This window comes from Streptomyces sp. NPDC059002, assembly GCF_042740435.1.
Lineage (GTDB): Bacteria > Actinomycetota > Actinomycetes > Streptomycetales > Streptomycetaceae > Streptomyces.
The window spans coordinates 88,708-105,924 of the sequence record NZ_JBHYJI010000006.1 but is presented as its reverse complement, the minus strand read 5'-3'; the positions used below and the strand labels follow the sequence as shown (position 1 = coordinate 105,924).

Genomic DNA, 17,217 nt, shown 5'->3' with positions numbered 1-17,217 from the left:
AGGAGGCCGGGTTCAGAGGCCCCCCGCACCCTTGCGCCGGACGCTGCCCGTGTAGTCCGCTGATCCGCATGAGGAAGAGGAGCATTGCCACCATCACTGCCGCCCTCGTCTCGGGGGCCCTTCTGACCGGCTTACCGAACGCGGGTGCGCAAGCCGTCGACGACGGCACCGACAGCTCGACGTCGCCGACCGGGTCACCCCTCACCCCCGGGGTCGACCTGGACACCGTGACGATCCCGCAGTTGCAGGCGCGCATGGCGGACGGTTCGCTGACCTCGTCGGCGCTCACTCGCGCCTACCTGCGGCGGATCGAGAAGGTCGATCCCAAGATCCACGCGGTGCTGCGCACCAGCCCGACGGCCCTGCACCAGGCGGCCGCCAGCGACGCCAGGCACCGGAGCGGCAAGACCCTCGGGCCGCTGGACGGCATCCCCGTCCTGCTCAAGGACAACGTGGACACCCGTGACATGCCGACCACGGCCGGGTCGCTCGCGCTCGCCGGGAGCCCGCCCCGCACCGATGCCGCGCTGGTGACCCGGCTGCGGAAGGCGGGCGCGGTGATCCTCGGCAAGACCAATCTGTCCGAGTGGGCCAACTTCCGTGCCGCCAAGCCGACTTCGGGGTGGTCGGCGGTGGGCGGGCAGACCAACAATCCGTACGTCCTCGACCGCAACCCGTGCGGTTCCTCCGCCGGTTCGGCCGCCGCGCTCGCCGCCTCCCTGTCCCAGGTGGCGATCGGCACCGAGACGGACGGCTCCATCGTGTGCCCGGCCGGGATGAACGGCGTCGTCGGCCACAAGCCCAGCCTCGGCCTGGTCAGCCAGTCGGGCGTGGTGCCGATCTCCGCCGAGCAGGACACGGCCGGGCCCATGGCACGCAATGTGACCGACACCGCGCTCACGCTGTCGGTGCTGAGCGAGGACGAGGGGCTGCGCGGCGACGTCGCCCGCGGCAGCCTGCACGGCAAGCGGATCGGCCTGTGGCGTCTGCCCTCGCTCGGATCCGACGTGGACGCGCTGATGACCCGTACGGCGACGAAACTGCGCAAGGCCGGAGCCGTCGTCGTCGAGGTCACGCCCCCGTACCAGGCGCGCATCGCCGAACTCGAATTCCCGGCGCTGCTCAGCGAGTTCCACCGGGACATCGACGCCTACCTCGGCACCCGCGAAGGGCCCAAGGACCTCGCCGGGCTGATCGAGTTCAACCGCACCCACGCCGAGGAACAGACCTGCTTCGCCGGCCAGGAACTGTTCGAGCAGGCACTCGCAGCGCCGCCCACCACCGACCCCAAGTACCGCGCGATGCGGGCCGAGTTGAAGGACCTCTCCCGGCGCTCCATCGACGAGACCATGGCCGCCCATCACCTGGACGCCATCGCCTCGCCCACGAACCCGCCCGCCTGGACGACCGACTGCGCGCGCGGCGACAACGACATCATCCCCTCCTCCACACCGGCCGCCGTCTCCGGATATCCGTCCCTCTCCGTGCCCGCCGGATCCGTGGACGAACTGCCGGTCGGCCTGCTCCTGATGGCCGGTGACCGTCAGGACGCCGACCTCCTGTCGCTGGGGGCCTCGGTGGAACACCGCCTCCATGCCTGGCGGGCACCGCGCTACCTGCCGACGTCGGGGTCCGCCGCGTCCCGGTGAACCTCCCCGTGTGACGCCCGGGGCCGCGGCGCCCTGACGCCCGCACCGGGGGCACGCCGGACCTCTGCGAGGGGGGTGCGGCCGTGACCCCGGTTGCCCGGGTCTCCCGGGCGTCCACGAAGATGGGCGCATGGATGAGCTGGGGGAAAGCGTGGACGGGCTGTGCGGGGACGACGAATTGGCGCGGGAGTGGCTCGGTGGGCTGACCATCAATCCCGCGCTGCCGTCATCGGTGCTCGCGCGACTGCTGACCGTCGAGAAACTGCCTGCCTACATCCCCTCCTGGAGTGGCCTGTGGCTTTCCCACCTCACCCTGGACGCGGAGAGCACCGCCGCGCTGGTGGCCTCCGAGCAGATCGACCACCGGCTCCAGGCCGCGGAGAACCCGGCCGCCGACGTCGACGTACTGGCGCGCCTCGCCCGTGACCCCGTGTCGCGGGTCCGGGAGGTGTACGCGTCGCTCGTGGGCGACTTCGACCGGCGCATACCGGACGGAGTGCTGGACGTCCTGGCGGCCGACAGCGAGCCGAAGGTCCGGCAGAGGGCGACCTGGTGGAACCTGCCCCTGCCGGTGCGGGCGCGGCTCGCCGAGGACGAGGAGGCGGCGGTGCGGGCCGGTGCCCTCACGGCGGAACTGTGGCCGCAACTCGCCGCCACCGTGCGCGAGCGCCTGCTCGCCGACCCCGATTCCCGGGTCCGGAACGCCATCGCCCGGCTGTCCCCGAGCGAGCCGGAACCCCTGCCCGCACCCGGCGTACGCGTCCAGGACCCCGACCCCTCCGTACGCGGCCGAGCGGCAAAGGACCCCGAGGTTCCGACGGCCCTGGCCCTGGAACTCGCCGAGGATCCCGACGACGGCGTACGACTGGCCCTCTCGATGCGCGAGGACCTCACCGAACAGCAGCGCTCCGCCATCGACTACGTAGTGCCGGGCGGCTACCACGAGCCGCCGAGCTGGGTCGTGGAACGCGGTCATGAACCGGACGTCGCCCGCCGTGCCGCCGCCTCCGGCCATGTCCTGCTGCGGCGCAGCATCGCCATGCAGCGCCACCTGCCCGCCGACGTGGTGGACCGCCTGGCCCAGGACGAGGACTTCTTCGTCCGACTCACCCTGTGCCAGTCGTGCCAGGAGGCCCCGCACGACCTCGTCCTCGAGATGTACACCTACTGGCACGGCCTCAAGTGGCCCTGGCTGCGCTCCCATCCGAACTTCGCCCGCCCCGGGCTCGCGCGCTTCGTCGACCACCCCAATCCGCGGCTGCGGCACGCCGCCCTCGACGACCCCGAGGCCGGACCCGAACTCGTCCTGCGCCTTGTGGACGACCCGGAAGTCGGCCGCTGGGCCCTGCGGGACCCGCGGCTGCCCAGCGGGGAGCTGCACCACCGCCTCGGCGTCCCCGGCTCCGCGCGGGAGGCCGCGGCCAACCCCACCCTGCCGCCCGCGACCATGCACCGGCTGCTCGATCTCGCGGGGGTGGCCGCGCTTCCGGAGAGCTGAAAGGGGCCGACACCGTTCAGCGGGACGTCGGGTCCGTTCGGACGGGAAGGGAGTCGTCCGCCGGAGGGCGTGCTCGCGGTATCGGCGAGGAACTCGCGCAGGCGCCACGGCAGTTGTCCTGCCGAACTCGCTCCCTCGAAGAGCGTCGAAGGAGCCGGAGGCAGCAACGTCCGCGAGCGCCACGAGGACGACGCTCGTGCTTGCTCCCGCCAGGGTGATCGCACGGTCCGCCCGCAGCGACGCGTGGCCCCGCGTGGCCCCTGGGCTGCGCACCCAGCACAGCACGGCCAGACAGACGCCCAGGAGTGCGCCCAGCGTCAGCCCGTAGAGGAAGAGGAAGGGGAGGTACGGACGTACCGGGTAGCCGAACGCGCCGCTCCCGCCCCGGTCGTACAGGTCCGTCGGCACACCGGCGTCGTAGCAGACGTCGACCAGCGCTCCGCAGGCCACCGCGGTGCCGACGACGGTGACGAGGGCGGCCAGCGGGAACGTGGTCTCGGACAGGTTCAGGAGGACGGCCGCCAGGGTCAGGTGGTCGCTTCCGTCACCTGCCGGGAGGCCGAAGTCGAGCAGGACCACCATGGACCGGCCAGCAGTGGGCTCCACCGGTAGACGTTCCACCACGTCCAGTCGTACGTGTTCTCACGCCGCATCCCCCGGGCGAGCTGCGACAGATGGCGCTCGGCCCGCACGGGGTCCCACGCGCGTCGCCCGGCGGGCCTGCGCTCCACGGCACGGGTGTAGAGGGCGGGAACGAAGAGCGTGAGCAGGTGCCGCTCGATGGCCGCGCCGGTGGCGAAGCGGGCCGTGTCGGTGAGTTCGGCCGGGTCGTGGCCGCCGTCGGCGTACGTCATGCGGGCCAGCGCGACGACCAGGGGGCTGGCGAGGGCCTGGGCGGCCGGGCCCTCAGGGTGCCCTTCCAGGTGATCGGCCCATGCGGTCCGGCGTTCCCCGCCGCGGCCGGGCGGCGCGGCCAGGCGGAGCAGGGCGACCGCGTCGGCCGGACTGACCTGAGCGGGCTCGATGACGGCGGCGCCCGGCAGTACGCCCGCGCGCTCCACGGCGGCGGTGTACTGGGCGGTGCGGCAGATCAGTACGAGCGGGGCGTCCACGGGGAAGGTGCGGTTCACGGCGGAGAGCACCGCACCCTGGAGGGCGGGCGGTAGTTCGTCGAGACCGTCGAGCAGGGGCAGCAGACGGCGGTCGGCCATCAGGTCCTCGACGACGGTCGGTCCGTACGTCTCCGTGTCCGCGAGGACGGGGTGGTCCGTCGTCAGCCGGTGCCTGAGCCAGTCGCCGAAGCGATCGCGCCGAGGGTCGTACGAGGCCAGGGAGAGCAGGACCGGCGTGGGAGCCTCCGCCGTACGGTCGCGCAGCAGGGCGAGTGTCAGCAGGAGCGCGAAGGTGGACTTGCCCGAGCCGGGTGGGCCGGTGACGACGAGCCTGCCGTTCGGCAGGTCGCGGAAGGCCCCGGCCAGTTCATCGAGGCGTTCCGTCGAGAAGGAGACCGGGTCTCCGATGAGCTGACGATGGTCGCTGAGGTCGGGGAGCGGGCAGCCCGACCACACGACGCGCAGCGGGGCGGGGGCGAACAGCTGCCGCAGCGCCGCCTCGTCCTCCCACTGCCGGCGCACCAGCCGTGCCAGGGTCTCCCGTGCCTCGTCCGTCTGTGCGGCGCTGCTGACGATGCCTGCCAGTAGCCGTCGCCATCACCAATGGCTACCGCGCCAATCCCCCCTGGTTTCACCGCCGTGTTCTCCGAGTGCGCAACGAGACATGGCTCAAAAGAGTCACCGAGAAAGGCGGCGGACAGCTCGGACTAGGGGGCGTCTCAGGGGCGGATCAGGGTCCGGTCAGGGTGATCACGGATGAGGAACGGCAGCTGCTCCCAGGAGAGTTGATCTTGTCGTCGAGATCCGTCAACCGTGTCCTGGAGGAACGTTGATGCGTAAACGCCTTGCCCTCACCGCCCTTGCCCTGGCCACCGCCGTCACCGCGGGCATGGCGGCACCCGCGACCGCCGCCGGACGGCCGGACCCCGTGCAGCAGGGGCTGGAGACGCTCGTGCGCTCCGACAAGGCGCCCGGTGCGCTGGCGAGCGTGAAGGACATCGACGGCAACAAGGAGAAGTTCCGTTCCTACACCGCGGGTGTGGGGGACCTGGACACGCACGCGAAGGTGCCGCGGGACGGTCAGGTGCGGATCGGCAGCGTCACCAAGACGTTCACCGCGGTGGTCGTGCTGCAACTGGTCGGCGAAGGCAAGATCAGCCTGGATGCCACCGTGGACGACTACCTGCCGGGTCTCGTGCGCGGGAAGGGGATCGACGGCAGCAAGATCACGGTGCGGCAGCTCCTCCAGCACACCAGTGGGCTTCCCGACTTCGAGGACGACGTCACCGACGACATCCTCGGACGCCGCTACCTCTCCCCCCGCGACAGCCTGGACATCGCCCTCGGCCACGAAGCCCTCTTCGAACCCGGCGAGAAGTGGTCGTACAGCAACACCAACTACCTGGTCGCCGGGCTGATCGTGCAGAAGGTCACCGGCCGCCCCCTCGCCGAACAGATCGACCGGCGCATCATCCGCCCCACCGGCCTGCGCCACACCTACTTTCCCTCCCCCGGCGAGACGACCCTCCGCGAACGCCACCCCCACGGCTACCGCCAGGACGAGCCGGGTGAGTCACCGCTGCGCGACGTCACCGAGATCGACCCCTCCGCGTCCTGGGCGGCAGGCGCGATGGTGTCCACCAACGCCGACCTCAACCGCTTCTTCTCCGCGCTGATGAAGGGCGACCTCCTCCCGGACGCCCAGCTCAAGCAGATGCTCACCACCATCCGCGTGCGGGAAGGAGAGGACCGCTACCGCATGGGGCTGGGGATCATGAAGGTGCAGCTGTCGAAGGACTGCGTCGCCTGGGGCCACAGCGGCGGCATCCCCGGCTACGGGACGTGGGCCATGGCCACCGAGGACGGCCGCGCCGCCAGCGCCACGATGACCCGCGAACCGAAGACCAACGAAGCCCTGGCGCACCTTGAGGGGGCCGTGGACGCGGCCCTGTGCCACCGCTGACCGTCCGACGCTGAAGTGGCCCCGGCTCCGGAGGGTGGAGCCGGGGTTCATCGCCACGCGACCGATCAGGGGAGTCGCAGCTCCGGCCGAGACGCGAGTGCGGTGCGGAGGGGCTCGTGCCCGGTGAAGTGGTGGCCGTGCATGCCGATGGCCTCGGCGCCCTTGACGTTGGCCTCGCGGTCGTCGACGAACAGGATGTGTTCGGGCGGGAGCCCGAAGGCGCGGGCGCACCACTGGTAGGCGGCGGGCTCGGGTTTGGCGCTGCGGATGCGGCAGGACAGACCGAGGACCTCGAACAGGCCGAGGAGATCGGGGTGGTGGCGTTCGTAGTGGGCGGCGAGGTCGTGGGAGATGTTGGAGAGCAGGCCGATGCGCACGCCGTGGGCGGTCAGGGTGTGCAGGAGACGGACCATGTGCGGGTCCACGTGGCTCCAGCTGTCCAGGTCCAGGGCGATGATCTCGCGGATGGCGCGGGCGTCGAAGGGGCGGCCGATGCGGGTGCCGACGGCGGTCCAGTAGGCGGGGCCGTCGAGATCTCCTCGGTCGTAGTCCTGGCGCAGGTCCCAGTAGGCGTCCCAGAAGGCCGGGGAGTCGTCGCCGACGGCGCCGGTGAGGCGGGCGCGTGCGGCGGGCGTCTGGTCGAGGACGAGGACGCCGAACATGTCGAAGAGGACGGCCTGCGGGGAACTGCTCATGCCCCGGGCTCCGTCCGACGGGATTCGCCCGCCTGCTGCAGGCAGTCGGCCACCGGTCCCCGGTAGGTGCGGGGCGGTGATTCGGCGCGGTCGATGTGCAGGATGCAGCCGGCGGAGTGGTCGAGGAGGGCGTCGGGGCGGGTGAGCCGGTAGCTCAGCAGGGTCGTCTCGTGGAGCAGGACGGGGTCGGAGAAGTAGAAGGCGAAGGTCTTCGTGAAGTCGCTGGGCCGTTCCTTGAAACGGCGCAGGAACTGCGACCACTCCAGCCACTCCACCCGCGCGACCTTCGGCGACATGGGTACCAGTTCGTCGTCGCTGCGGTCGGCGACCACCCCGAACAAGGTGATCAGCTCCCGGTTGAGAGCGCCGGGATGCTCGCGGTAGGTCTTCACGATGCGCAGCTCACGCTCCAGCCGTTCCAGGCGGACGGGAGTGAGCCCCAGCTCCTCCATCAGCCCGCGGCGCACCGCCTTCTCCTCGTCCAGGTCGTCCTGGTCGGTCATCTGGGTGGCCACGCTGTTGTCGTACTTGCCCGCCGCCAGGTCGACCCCGTCGGCCCGCTGCTGGATGAGGATGTCAAAGGTGCCAAGGGAGTTGGGCCGAACGACGTGAGCGTGCACCCCCCGGTGCCAGTCCCCTTCGGTGTGCACCAGATGCCGGGGCTTGTAGCCGATGTGGTTCCCGCTCACGGGGTCGAAGACGGGGAAGATGTCGTGGTGCCTGCTCAACGGAACACTCTCTGCCAGCGGGGTGGACAAGTCGGGAGCAACTTAACGGTCGCGCCCCTGTGGAAGATCCCTATGCGTCGGGCCCGCAGAGTCGGATCACCCCCTTGTCCGCGCCCGCTCGCAGCCACCGCACGGCGCCTCGCCTCGTTGCTGAAGCGATGCTGGTTCCCACAAATGAGTGAGGTCCAGGAGCTGCCGCTCCGTACACACCGGCGCGCAATACCGTCTCTGCTTAGGCATTTGCTGACGCGGATCCCTCATGAGCTCGACGAGTCTCCCGGCTCCGGGATGAACGGGCCGCCGAGTCGTGCGCGTGCGGGTGGCTGCTTGCGGTCGAGGCTTCGGCGGGCGGCGTTGACGAACGCCAACTGGGCTTCGGCCAGCCGGGTCTGCAAGCGCTGCCACTGCTCGCTGTCCTGGGTGCCCCGGTGGGCGTGTTCCCCGACCACGGCTATGGCTTGGGCCAGGTCGTTGGCCGCCATGATGACCTCGTCCTCGGCGATCAGGCTCAGGCTGGTGAGTGCCTCGCTCCATGCGGCCCAGTCGACCTCGGCCGGCCGCCGGTCGAAGTAGGCCAGCCGAAGGCCGAATTCCACCCGCGTGTACTCCCGCAACACGGCCGCGTAGGCGGTGGCCTTCGTGTCGGTCAGCCAGTGCCGGGTCTGGGTCCGCCGCCCGAGCAGGCCGCCCGCGACGACACCCAGCAGTGTCGTGGCGACACCACCCGCGGACGAGATCACGTACGCCCACGGCACACCGCCCATCACGCCTCCCCGTGAACCAACGTTCCACCCACCAGGACATCCCCCACCACTAGGACATCCCCCACTTCCGCCCCATCACCTCGACCGCCCTCGCATAGCGTTCCGGCTCCCCCGACTGTGCCCGCCCCCGCGGCCCCGAACTCTCGCTGTGCGCAACGAGCCTGAAGATCAGCGCACGGACCAGCATCTGCGGCCAGTCAGGGTGATCGCTGCCGACCGCCAGCAGGTCGGCCGGAAGGTCGAACCACAGCAGGCCGTCCGCGACCACGATGGCCTCGGCGAACACCGGAGGCCGCCAGTACGGGGAAAAGTCGATCACAGCGGGCACCTGATCCGCGGCGAACAGCACATTGCCCGTGAGATCACCGTGGATGAGCTGAGCCGTGTCCTGCTTCACCGGGCTCCTCAACTCCAGCAGCGTCGAGAACGGAGCGGCGAGGCCGTCCACCACCTCGACGTCCTGCTCACCCCACGCGACCCGGTCGGCCACAGCCCACGGATGCGTACGCCGGTCGAGGAAGTCGGGCCGGGGCAGCTGGCGCAGGGCGGCGTGGAAGGCGCGGCCCGCGCCGAGTACACCGGCCCAGTGCCCTTGTGGACCAGGTTCGCCGGTCAGGAACGCGCTGGCGGTCCAGCCGTCGACGACACTCCGCCCGTCGGTGGCACGGAGCGGGCGCGGGACGCGGAATCCGCTGCTCAATGTCAGGTTCTCGAACAGGGACACAGCCCATTCGACCTCGTCCTCAGCCGCTCCCTCAGCGGGCTTGAACACGAACCCACCGACGAGGACGCTTCTCCCTTGCCCGCCGACCAGCGGGACAGGAGTGCCCGTCACGCCGAAGGCATCGAGGACGGCGAGGGACGGGACGGCGGTGTTGCCCGGGAGGTCGGTCACGCCGGGCATCCTGCCGACACCGCCTGACCGGTGCACCTTCTTTTCACCCAAGGCTCGGCTCTCTCTCCTGCTCCTCCTCCCCCGGGAGGGAGCCTGCATACACCCCAGGACCGGGGGCTGTCCCCATTCCTGAAGACCAACAGGCATCCCTACCGTTCAACTCATGACACATGGCTACGAATTGAGCGACGACCACGCCCGGCGTGGAGGGACGACTCGCAGGGGAATGCTGTTCGGCCTCGGTCTGGCCGCGGGAGGGATGGCCGTCGGAGGGATCGCCCTCACCGCAGGCACCGCCGCGGCCTCGTCCGCCGCCGGTCCGGGGCCGGGCACGGAACGACCGTGTACGTACGTGCTCGTCCATGGCACGCACAGTCAAGGGGCGTACTGGCTGCCTGTGGCACAGGAGTTGACCCTGCTCGGTCATCGCGTGGTCGCCGTGGATCTGCCGCTGCACGGCTCACAGGCCTTCGTGCCGGAGTCCTACCAGCGACAGGACCTCGCCGCGCTGGCCACCGAGCCCTCACCCGTCGCGGCACTGAGCCTGGACGACTACGAGAAGCACGTCACCCGTGTCGTACGCCGGGCGGCGGCGCACGGTCCCGTGGTCCTGGTCGGCCACAGCCTGGGCGGTGCCACGGTCAGCCGGGTCGCCGACTCGGTGCCTCACCTTCTCCACCACATCTGCTACGTGGCGGCCTTCTGCCCCAGCCCCGTACTGCCCAGCCCCGACGCCTGCACGGCGGCCCCGGAGAACGCGGACGCCCTCATCCCGCTCGACCAGATCGTCGGCGATCCCGAGCGACTCGGCGTCATGCGGCTCAATCCCCGCACGGGCGACGCGGCCGACCTCAAGGCGCTGCGGGACATGATGTGCGCCGACTATCCGGACAACGCGTTCCGCCAACGCCTGGGCACCATGCAGACGGACGAGTCGACCACGGCCTACGCGGGGCGGGCCGTGGGCCGCACGGAAACCTGGGGGCGCCTGCCGCGCACCTATCTCCGCTTCGGGAAGGACCGCACGATCGCCACGAAGCTCCAGGACCGGATGATCGGGGAAGCGGACGCCCGCACACCCCACAACCCCTTCCAGGTCCACGACTTCCCCACCGCATCGCACCTCGGCCCGCTCGACCCCGCACCGGTCGCGCACGCACTGGCGGGTCTGGCTCCCGGCGCGTCAGCTTGAGATGCGGGCTCCGAGGCCGTCGAGGAGGAAGTCGAGGCCGATCCGGAAGGTTTCGTCGGCGTCGAGGTGGGGCCCGTCGTGGACGACCGCGGCCAGCGCGGGGAACCGGCCGGTGGCGAACGTCCGCTGCAGATAGGGCCCGTAGGTGGCCTGCCACTGCCTCTTGTCCATTCCGGAGGCCCGCTCGGCACGGCGCTCGGTGATCTCCCGGCGTACCGCGCCGATCACATACGCGTTGACCGCGGCGATCGCAGGGACGACGGTGTCCAGGTCGGCGCCGTCCATCCCCGCCGCCACGGCCTCTCCGCTGGCCAGCGTGTTCGGCCCGAGCTGGGGGCGCCCGCCGAGCAGATCGGCGAGCCATTCGTGCCGGTGGGCGGCCTGCCGGACGGCTTCGGCGAGGGAGTGCAGCACCTCGCGCCAGCCGTCCCCGGTCGGCCGGATCTCGGCGTGGACCGCATCGACCATCAGGTCGAGCAGCTCGTCCATGGTGGCGATGTAGCGGTAGAGCCGCATCGGTCCGACGTCCAGGGCCGCGGCGATCTTGCGCAGTGACACCGCGTCCAGGCCATCCGCGTCGGCCAGTTGGATCGCCGCTCCGACGATCCGCTCCCGGCTCAGCGGGGCCGGCGACGGTCGATGCGGCGGCTCCGGCCGTTCCCATACCAACATGCCGTCGACAATACATCGCATGCATCGATACAGTGCATCGATCAATGCAGTGCATCGAGTGGAGAGAGGCAGATATGGGCATCGCCATTGTCGGAGCGGGTGTGGGCGGTTTGGCCCTCGCCCGGGTCCTGCACGTGAACGGCATCGACGCCGTCGTGTACGAACGTGAGGCGTCGCGCGACGCGCGCGGTCAGGGCGGCATGCTCGACATCCATTCGGGACAGCGGGCGCTGCGCGAGGCCGGTCTGATCGAGCAGTTCTATGCGATGGCCCGTGGCGCGGGCCAGGACATGCGGCTCCTCTCGCCGGACGGCACCCTGCTGCTGCAGGAGGACACGCCCGATGACGCCCCCCTTGAGCGTCCCGAGGTGGACCGCGCCGATCTGCGCGACCTGCTGCTGGACTCTCTCCCCGAACACACGGTGCGCTGGGGGCACGCGTTCGCATCCGCCGACGAGGGGGTGCTGCACTTCGCCGACGGCAGCAGTGCGCCGTACGACCTGCTGGTCGGCGCCGACGGCGCGAACTCCCGGGTCCGCATACTGCTCACCGACGCCCGGCCGGTACACCTGGGCCAGAACGTCGTCGAGCTCCGCATCCCCGACATCGACCGCACCCACCCCGACCTCGCGGCGATGGTCGGGCGCGGCAACTACTGGGCGCTCGGCAACGGACAGTCTCTGGCGGCGCAGCGCAATGGCGACGGCTGCGTCCGCATCGGCCTCAGCTTCTACCACACCGCCGAGGACTGGTTCGCCACCAGCGGGATCCCGTTCGACGACCCGGCCGCCGCCCGGGCGCGCCTCATCGACCTGTTCACGGGCTGGGACTCGCAGTTCACCGCGCTGATCGCGGCCTGCGACGACACGATCGTGCCGCGGGCGATCACCACGCTCCCGGCCGGTCTGACCTGGCCGTCGACGCCGGGCGTCACGCTGGTCGGCGACGCCGCGCACCTGATGCCGCCGGTGGGGGAAGGCGCGAACCAGGCGCTGCTCGACGGCGCCCTGCTCGGCCTCGCGCTGGCCGCGCACCCGGACGATCATTCCGCCGCCGTCGCAGAGTACGAACGCGAGATGTTCGAGCGCACCGGCGCTGCCGCCCGGATGTCCGCGGACATCCAGGAATTGCTGATGTCGCCGGACGCCGACCAGAAGATGCTCGCGTTCTTCCAACCCGGCTGACGGTCCGGGCCGCGTACGCCCGCCCGGGAACCGCCCGTCTCGTTCGTCGCCGACCCCGCCGCGCAGTGTGTCTGAAATGCCACTCTTAGTAGGCGCGGTGTTCGGATATCGGACACCGTGTTCACCATGCGGGCAAGTTATCCAGACTTGCCCGCATGCCTTCCTCGACAAGTACCCCTCCCAAGCCATCGCTCGCCCCGGAGCCACAGCTCTCCACGGGGCTCAAGCAGCGGCACTTGTCGATGATCGCGCTCGGCGGAGTCATCGGTGCCGGGCTGTTCGTCGGATCCGGCGCGGGCATCGCCGCCGCCGGACCGTCGATCGTCCTGGCCTACGCCGCGTCCGGCCTGCTGGTGATGCTGGTCATGCGGATGCTCGGCGAGATGTCGGCGGCCCACCCGGCCTCCGGTTCCTTCTCCGTGCACGCCGAACGCGCGATCGGGCCGTGGGCGGGCTTCACCTCGGGCTGGTCGTTCTGGCTGATGCTGTGCATGGGCGTCGGCCTCGAAGGCATCGGCGCCGCGCACATCATGACGAGCTGGCTGCCCGGCACCCCGGAGTGGGCGTGGGTGGCGCTGTTCATGGCGGTGTTCTGCGGCGCGAACCTGGCGGCGGTGAAGAACTTCGGCGAATTCGAGTTCTGGTTCGCCGCGCTGAAGGTCGGCGCGATCACCCTCTTCCTGGTCATCGGCGGGCTCGCCATCGTCGGCGTACTGCCCGGCACGGACGCACCCGGCACCGCCAACCTCACCGGCCACGGCGGCTTCCTGCCCAACGGCACGGAAGGGCTGATCATCGGGCTGCTCGCCTCGGTCCTCGCGTACGGCGGTCTGGAGACCGTCACCATCGCCGCCGCCGAGTCCGACGACCCCGTCCGCGGCGTCGCCGGTGCCGTGCGCACGGCGATGTGGCGGATCGCGGTCTTCTACATCGGCTCGATGCTGGTGATCGTCGCGCTCGTGCCGTGGGACGACAAGGAACTCGTCGAGAAGGGCCCCTACGTCGCCGCCCTCGACCAGCTGGGCATCCCGGGCGCGGGCCAGATCATGAACGTGGTCGTACTGATCGCGCTGCTGTCCGCGATGAACGCCAACATCTACGGCTCCTCGCGCATGGCCTGCTCGCTGGTCGCCCGCGGCCAGGGCCCCGCCGCGCTCGGCCGCACCGTCTCCGGAGTGCCGCGCCGCTCGGTCATCGCCTCGTCCGCCTTCGGCTTCCTGTGCGTACTGCTCAGCTACTGGCGGCCCGACGACATCTTCCAGTGGCTGCTCAACATGATCGGCGCGGTGATCCTGGTCGTCTGGACGTTCACCGCCGTCTCCCAGCTGATCCTGCGCCGCCGCACCGAACAGCAGGAGCCCGAGAAACTGGCCGTACGGATGTGGGCGTATCCGTACCTCACCTGGGTCGCACTGGCCGGCATGGCGGCCGTCTTCGTCCTGATGGCGCTGGAGCCCACCACCCGCGGGCAGTTGGCGTGGACGAGCGGCCTGACCGTCGCGCTCGCCGCCGCCGGGTACGCGGTGCAACGGCAGCGGGCGGCGAGCGCACTTCGGTGAGCCTGGGGCACGGTGACCAGTGACGGTGCCGCGGGCGTCTGCGGCTAGGCAGGCACCACGGCCACCGGGCACTGGGCGTGCAGCAGGACCGCGTTGGCGGCCGAGCCGACGAGGAACGAGTCGGCGTTCACGCGGCGCCGGTGGCGGCCGACGACCAGCAGGTCGGCGGTCTGCGAGGCCACGACGAGACGGCCCGCCGCGTCGGCCGCTGTCACCACCTTCTCGACGGCCACATCGGCATACCGCCCGGTGAAAGCGCGCAGCCTCTCGTCCTGGGCCTCGGCCAGCGACTTCTCCACACGCGGGCTCTCCGGTGTCCCCACCGCGTCGGTGTATCCGCCCATGAGCGCCAGGGTGGAGAACGGCACCGGATACGTGGTGACCACCTGGAGCCCGGCGCTCCGGCGCTGGGCCTCCTCGAACGCGAACTCCACGGCGGCGTCGGCCGTCTCCTCCGGCGCGAGGCCGAGCGCGACCCGGCCGAACGTGCCTGCCGCCTCGACCGCCTCGGTCCTCGCCGCGTGCGGCACGACGACCACGGGGCAGGCGGCGCGCGCGGTGCACGCGCGGCTGACGGAACCGAGCAGCAGGCTCGCGAAGCCGCCGCGCCCCCGCGAACCGAGCACCAGGAGCTGCGCCTCGTCGGCGAGTTCGATCAGCGCGGAGGCGGGGCTCCCGTCGACCGTGGAGTAGCGCACGGGCGGCAGGCCGGTACGGCCCTCGAACGACTCCCGCACCGCGGCGAGGACCGGGACCTCGTCCACGGGTGGCATGACGGGCAGCGCGCCCGGCAGGGGAAGGGCCTTCACGTAGTCGGCCCTGATGTGGACGACGAGCAGTTCCGCGTTGCGGCGCCGTGCGGCGTCCAACGCCCATTCGAGGGCCTTGAGGCTGTGGTCGGATCCGTCGACGGCGGTGATGACCGGAAGGCTGTTCATGATCCCCATCCTGCGCTCGCCGGAGGCCGTACGGCAGGGACGAAGGGCTCGAACGGACCAGAAACAGGTCCGCGTGCCCGGCCAGGACCTTACGAAGTGCTCTCGCCGGTGCGGTCGGACAGCAGCAGGTCTGCCAGGGGCGTTCGTTCGTGGTGTACCGAGCGGCCCGTGCGGGTGGTGGTGAGGAGGCCGGCGCCGCGCAGGGCGGAGGCGTGGGCGGAGGCTGTCGCGCTGCTGACGCCGATGCGGCGGGCCAGCCCCGTGGTCGTCCGGGCCTGGTCCAAGGAGCGCAGCAGGGCGAGCCGGGTGCGTCCGAGGACTCCCGCGAGGCGTTCGTCCAAGGCGTCGCCCCCGTCCGGGAGGAGCGGCAGCCCACCGCCTGCCGGGTAGGTGAGGACCACCGGGCGGTCCGGCAGGTCCTGGATGAGCGGGCCGCTGCGCCAGTGGAAGGTCGGCCGCAGGATCAGGCCGCGACCGTCGAGGCGGACCTCCCGCACTCCCGGGGTGACCGGCAGGGGCAACTCCCAGACGGCGTCCCGTAGTTGTGCGTCGGGGAGCAGAGCGGTGAGCGCGGCGCCGAGGCCCTGTTCGGCGACGGCGAGGGCGTGGCGGGTGAACTCCGCCCGGTGCAGGTCCTGGACCTGCGGCCACACCGGCGCGAGCACCGTCTCGTACGCCGCCCGCTGCGCCTGTCCCAGCGTCCGCCGGGCCCCGGCGTCCCCGCCGTGCAGGGCCCGGATCCACGGCGGCGCCGGGCGGTGCGCGTAGATCTGCTCGATCTCGGTGCGTACGAACTCGGCGCGGGCCGCCCCGATCAGCGCGAGCCCTTCGTCCAGGGTGTCTCCGAGTACGTCGAGGAAGGCGGGCGCCACCCCGTCGGGCACCAGGTCGGCGAGCGGCTCGACCGCGCTCGGCAGGGTCCGGAGCAGCCTGTTGCGCCAGCGTCCGAACAGCAGTGCCTCGTGCGGGACGACCAGCATCATCAGGGCCGCGTGCAGTTCGGGCACGGGCGAGGGCCGCGGCGCGAACCGCACCCGGGCGAAGTCGCCCGCCGTGAAATGGATCCGGATCATGCACATCCCCCTGGTCGGCGCCAGCCTTTCGGCCCCAGCCGCACGCTTCGTCCCGGCCCGGCGCCCACCCCCAGGATGCCGTCCATGACTTCACCCTTCACACCCGGCCGCCGGACACTCGCCAAGGGCGCCCTCGCCTCCGCCGGAGCCCTGCTGCTCGGCGCCGCCCCGGCCCCCGCCGCCGCCCGCGACACGGCACCCCTCCTGCGACTGCGCCTGCCGAGGCCCGACGGGCCGCACCCCGTCGCCGCCACCACGCGCTACCTTCTCGACTCCTCCCGCAACGACCCCTGGGAGCCCAGGATCGGCGTGCGCGAGCTCATGGTCACGATCCTGCGTCCGGCCGTACCCGGACACCGTTTCCCGCGCGCCGCGCAGCTGACCCCGGCCGCCGCCGCGTCCTTCGCCCGCCTCGCCCACTGGATCCACCCACCGCTGCCGCAGGCCGGAGTCGACTGGGCGGCCACCCTCACCCACGCCCGCACCGGCCCCCGCCCCCTGCCCGGCCGGCGCCCCGTCCTGCTCTACAGCCCCGGCGGCGGCGACGCCCGCACGATGGGCAGCGCTCTCGCGGTGGACCTCGCCTCGCACGGCTGGACGGTGATCACCGTCGACCATCCCGGGGAGACCAGCGAGGTGGAGTTTCCCAACGAGCGGCCGCACCGCAAGCGGGTCCGGGAAACCACGCTGATGGGCCCGCCCGACGCGGACACCTTCCGCACCATGGTCGACACCCGCGTCGCCGACCTCCGTTTCGTCCTCGACGCCCTCGGCCTCGACCAGGTTGGCATGTACGGGCATTCCGCGGGCGGTACGGCGGTTGCCCAGGCGCTTCACGAGGACCACCGGATCGCCGCCGCCATCAACATGGAGGGATATCTCGACCAGATGGACGGCGAACTCTTCCCGGTGGCCCGGCAGGCGACCGACCGGCCGCTGCTCCTGGCCTGCACCGACGGCTTCCGCGACGCCCGCCTCGACCGCTCCTGGGCGGCGCTCATGGCACACGGCGGCCCCGTCGCACGACGGCAGCTCCGGGACGCCCACCACTGGAGCTTCACCGACTACGCGGCCCTCGTCCCCCAGCTCCACAAGGCCGCCCTGATGACCTCCGCCGACCGCGCCGCCATGGTCGGCAGGGCCGACCCGCACGTCACCGTGCCCGCCGTCCGCCGTCTCGTACGGTCGTTCTTCGCACGTCACCTGCCGACTTGAGCGTCGGCAGCAGGGTGGCACCAGCACCACCATGCCTTGGGTGGGTGAGCCCATACTCCCCGGCTTCGCGCGCTGGTTGG

The 17,217-nt window shown here is 71.4% G+C and carries 15 protein-coding genes; 7 read left to right on the top strand and 8 right to left on the bottom strand.

From position 1 onward, the window contains the following. Window positions 1-68 precede the first annotated feature (68 nt). The gene (locus ACFWZ2_RS08180; RefSeq protein WP_384543573.1) at window positions 69-1,649 is read left to right on the top strand and encodes an amidase family protein; all 1,581 of its coding nucleotides are present in this window, start codon (window positions 69-71) and stop codon (window positions 1,647-1,649) included. A gap of 130 nt (window positions 1,650-1,779) precedes the next feature. Further along, window positions 1,780-3,147, top strand: coding sequence for a hypothetical protein (locus ACFWZ2_RS08175; RefSeq protein WP_384543571.1), 1,368 nt, complete (start codon window positions 1,780-1,782; stop codon window positions 3,145-3,147). Window positions 3,148-3,674: 527 nt separating this feature from the next. On the opposite strand, the gene ACFWZ2_RS08170 is transcribed toward ACFWZ2_RS08175, so the two are convergent. After that, on the bottom strand, window positions 3,675-4,781 hold the full coding sequence (locus tag ACFWZ2_RS08170; protein WP_384543569.1) for an NACHT domain-containing protein: 1,107 nt from the start codon (window positions 4,779-4,781) through the stop codon (window positions 3,675-3,677). A 310-nt stretch (window positions 4,782-5,091) separates the two neighbouring features. Between ACFWZ2_RS08170 and ACFWZ2_RS08165 the strand changes: the two genes are divergently transcribed. Then, window positions 5,092-6,222: a serine hydrolase domain-containing protein gene (locus ACFWZ2_RS08165; protein ID WP_384543567.1), complete on the top strand. Its 1,131-nt coding sequence runs from the start codon at window positions 5,092-5,094 to the stop codon at window positions 6,220-6,222. A 65-nt stretch (window positions 6,223-6,287) separates the two neighbouring features. Here ACFWZ2_RS08165 and ACFWZ2_RS08160 read toward each other — a convergent pair whose 3' ends face one another. The 4 genes from ACFWZ2_RS08160 to ACFWZ2_RS08145 form a co-directional block, all read right to left on the bottom strand. Continuing rightward, on the bottom strand, window positions 6,288-6,917 hold the full coding sequence (locus ACFWZ2_RS08160; protein ID WP_384543565.1) for an HAD family hydrolase: 630 nt from the start codon (window positions 6,915-6,917) through the stop codon (window positions 6,288-6,290). After that, the gene (locus tag ACFWZ2_RS08155; RefSeq protein ID WP_384543563.1) at window positions 6,914-7,645 is read right to left on the bottom strand and encodes an NUDIX domain-containing protein; all 732 of its coding nucleotides are present in this window, start codon (window positions 7,643-7,645) and stop codon (window positions 6,914-6,916) included. The genes ACFWZ2_RS08160 and ACFWZ2_RS08155 overlap by 4 nt, the downstream gene beginning before the upstream one ends. Window positions 7,646-7,902: 257 nt before the next feature. Further along, a complete protein-coding gene (locus ACFWZ2_RS08150; RefSeq protein WP_384543561.1) occupies window positions 7,903-8,409 on the bottom strand; it encodes a hypothetical protein in 507 nt (168 codons plus the stop codon). 49 nt (window positions 8,410-8,458) lie between these two features. Beyond that, window positions 8,459-9,304 carry an aminoglycoside phosphotransferase gene (locus ACFWZ2_RS08145; RefSeq protein ID WP_384543559.1) on the bottom strand — a complete coding sequence of 282 codons (846 nt, stop codon included), beginning with the start codon at window positions 9,302-9,304 and terminating at the stop codon, window positions 8,459-8,461. A gap of 226 nt (window positions 9,305-9,530) precedes the next feature. Between ACFWZ2_RS08145 and ACFWZ2_RS08140 the strand changes: the two genes are divergently transcribed. Beyond that, window positions 9,531-10,496: an alpha/beta hydrolase gene (locus ACFWZ2_RS08140; protein ID WP_384543805.1), complete on the top strand. Its 966-nt coding sequence runs from the start codon at window positions 9,531-9,533 to the stop codon at window positions 10,494-10,496. On the opposite strand, the gene ACFWZ2_RS08135 is transcribed toward ACFWZ2_RS08140, so the two are convergent. Then, a complete protein-coding gene (locus ACFWZ2_RS08135; protein ID WP_384543557.1) occupies window positions 10,488-11,168 on the bottom strand; it encodes a TetR/AcrR family transcriptional regulator in 681 nt (226 codons plus the stop codon). The genes ACFWZ2_RS08140 and ACFWZ2_RS08135 overlap by 9 nt on opposite strands. Before the next feature lie 74 nt (window positions 11,169-11,242). Here ACFWZ2_RS08135 and ACFWZ2_RS08130 point away from each other — a divergent pair, with 74 nt between their 5' ends. Together ACFWZ2_RS08130 and ACFWZ2_RS08125 are read left to right on the top strand one after the other, a co-directional pair. Beyond that, window positions 11,243-12,352 carry an FAD-dependent oxidoreductase gene (locus ACFWZ2_RS08130; RefSeq protein WP_384543555.1) on the top strand — a complete coding sequence of 370 codons (1,110 nt, stop codon included), beginning with the start codon at window positions 11,243-11,245 and terminating at the stop codon, window positions 12,350-12,352. A 155-nt stretch (window positions 12,353-12,507) separates the two neighbouring features. Next, a complete protein-coding gene (locus ACFWZ2_RS08125) occupies window positions 12,508-13,911 on the top strand; it encodes an amino acid permease (protein ID WP_384543553.1) in 1,404 nt (467 codons plus the stop codon). A gap of 44 nt (window positions 13,912-13,955) precedes the next feature. On the opposite strand, the gene ACFWZ2_RS08120 is transcribed toward ACFWZ2_RS08125, so the two are convergent. Both ACFWZ2_RS08120 and ACFWZ2_RS08115 read right to left on the bottom strand, forming a co-directional pair. Continuing rightward, window positions 13,956-14,849 (bottom strand): universal stress protein, encoded by an 894-nt coding sequence (locus ACFWZ2_RS08120; protein WP_384543551.1) that lies wholly within the window; start codon window positions 14,847-14,849, stop codon window positions 13,956-13,958. Window positions 14,850-14,938: 89 nt separating this feature from the next. Next, window positions 14,939-15,922, bottom strand: coding sequence for a helix-turn-helix domain-containing protein (locus ACFWZ2_RS08115; protein ID WP_384543549.1), 984 nt, complete (start codon window positions 15,920-15,922; stop codon window positions 14,939-14,941). Between the two features lie 84 nt (window positions 15,923-16,006). On the opposite strand from ACFWZ2_RS08115, the gene ACFWZ2_RS08110 reads away from it, so the two are divergent. Continuing rightward, window positions 16,007-17,137, top strand: coding sequence for an alpha/beta fold hydrolase (locus ACFWZ2_RS08110; RefSeq protein ID WP_384543547.1), 1,131 nt, complete (start codon window positions 16,007-16,009; stop codon window positions 17,135-17,137). Window positions 17,138-17,217 lie beyond the last annotated feature (80 nt).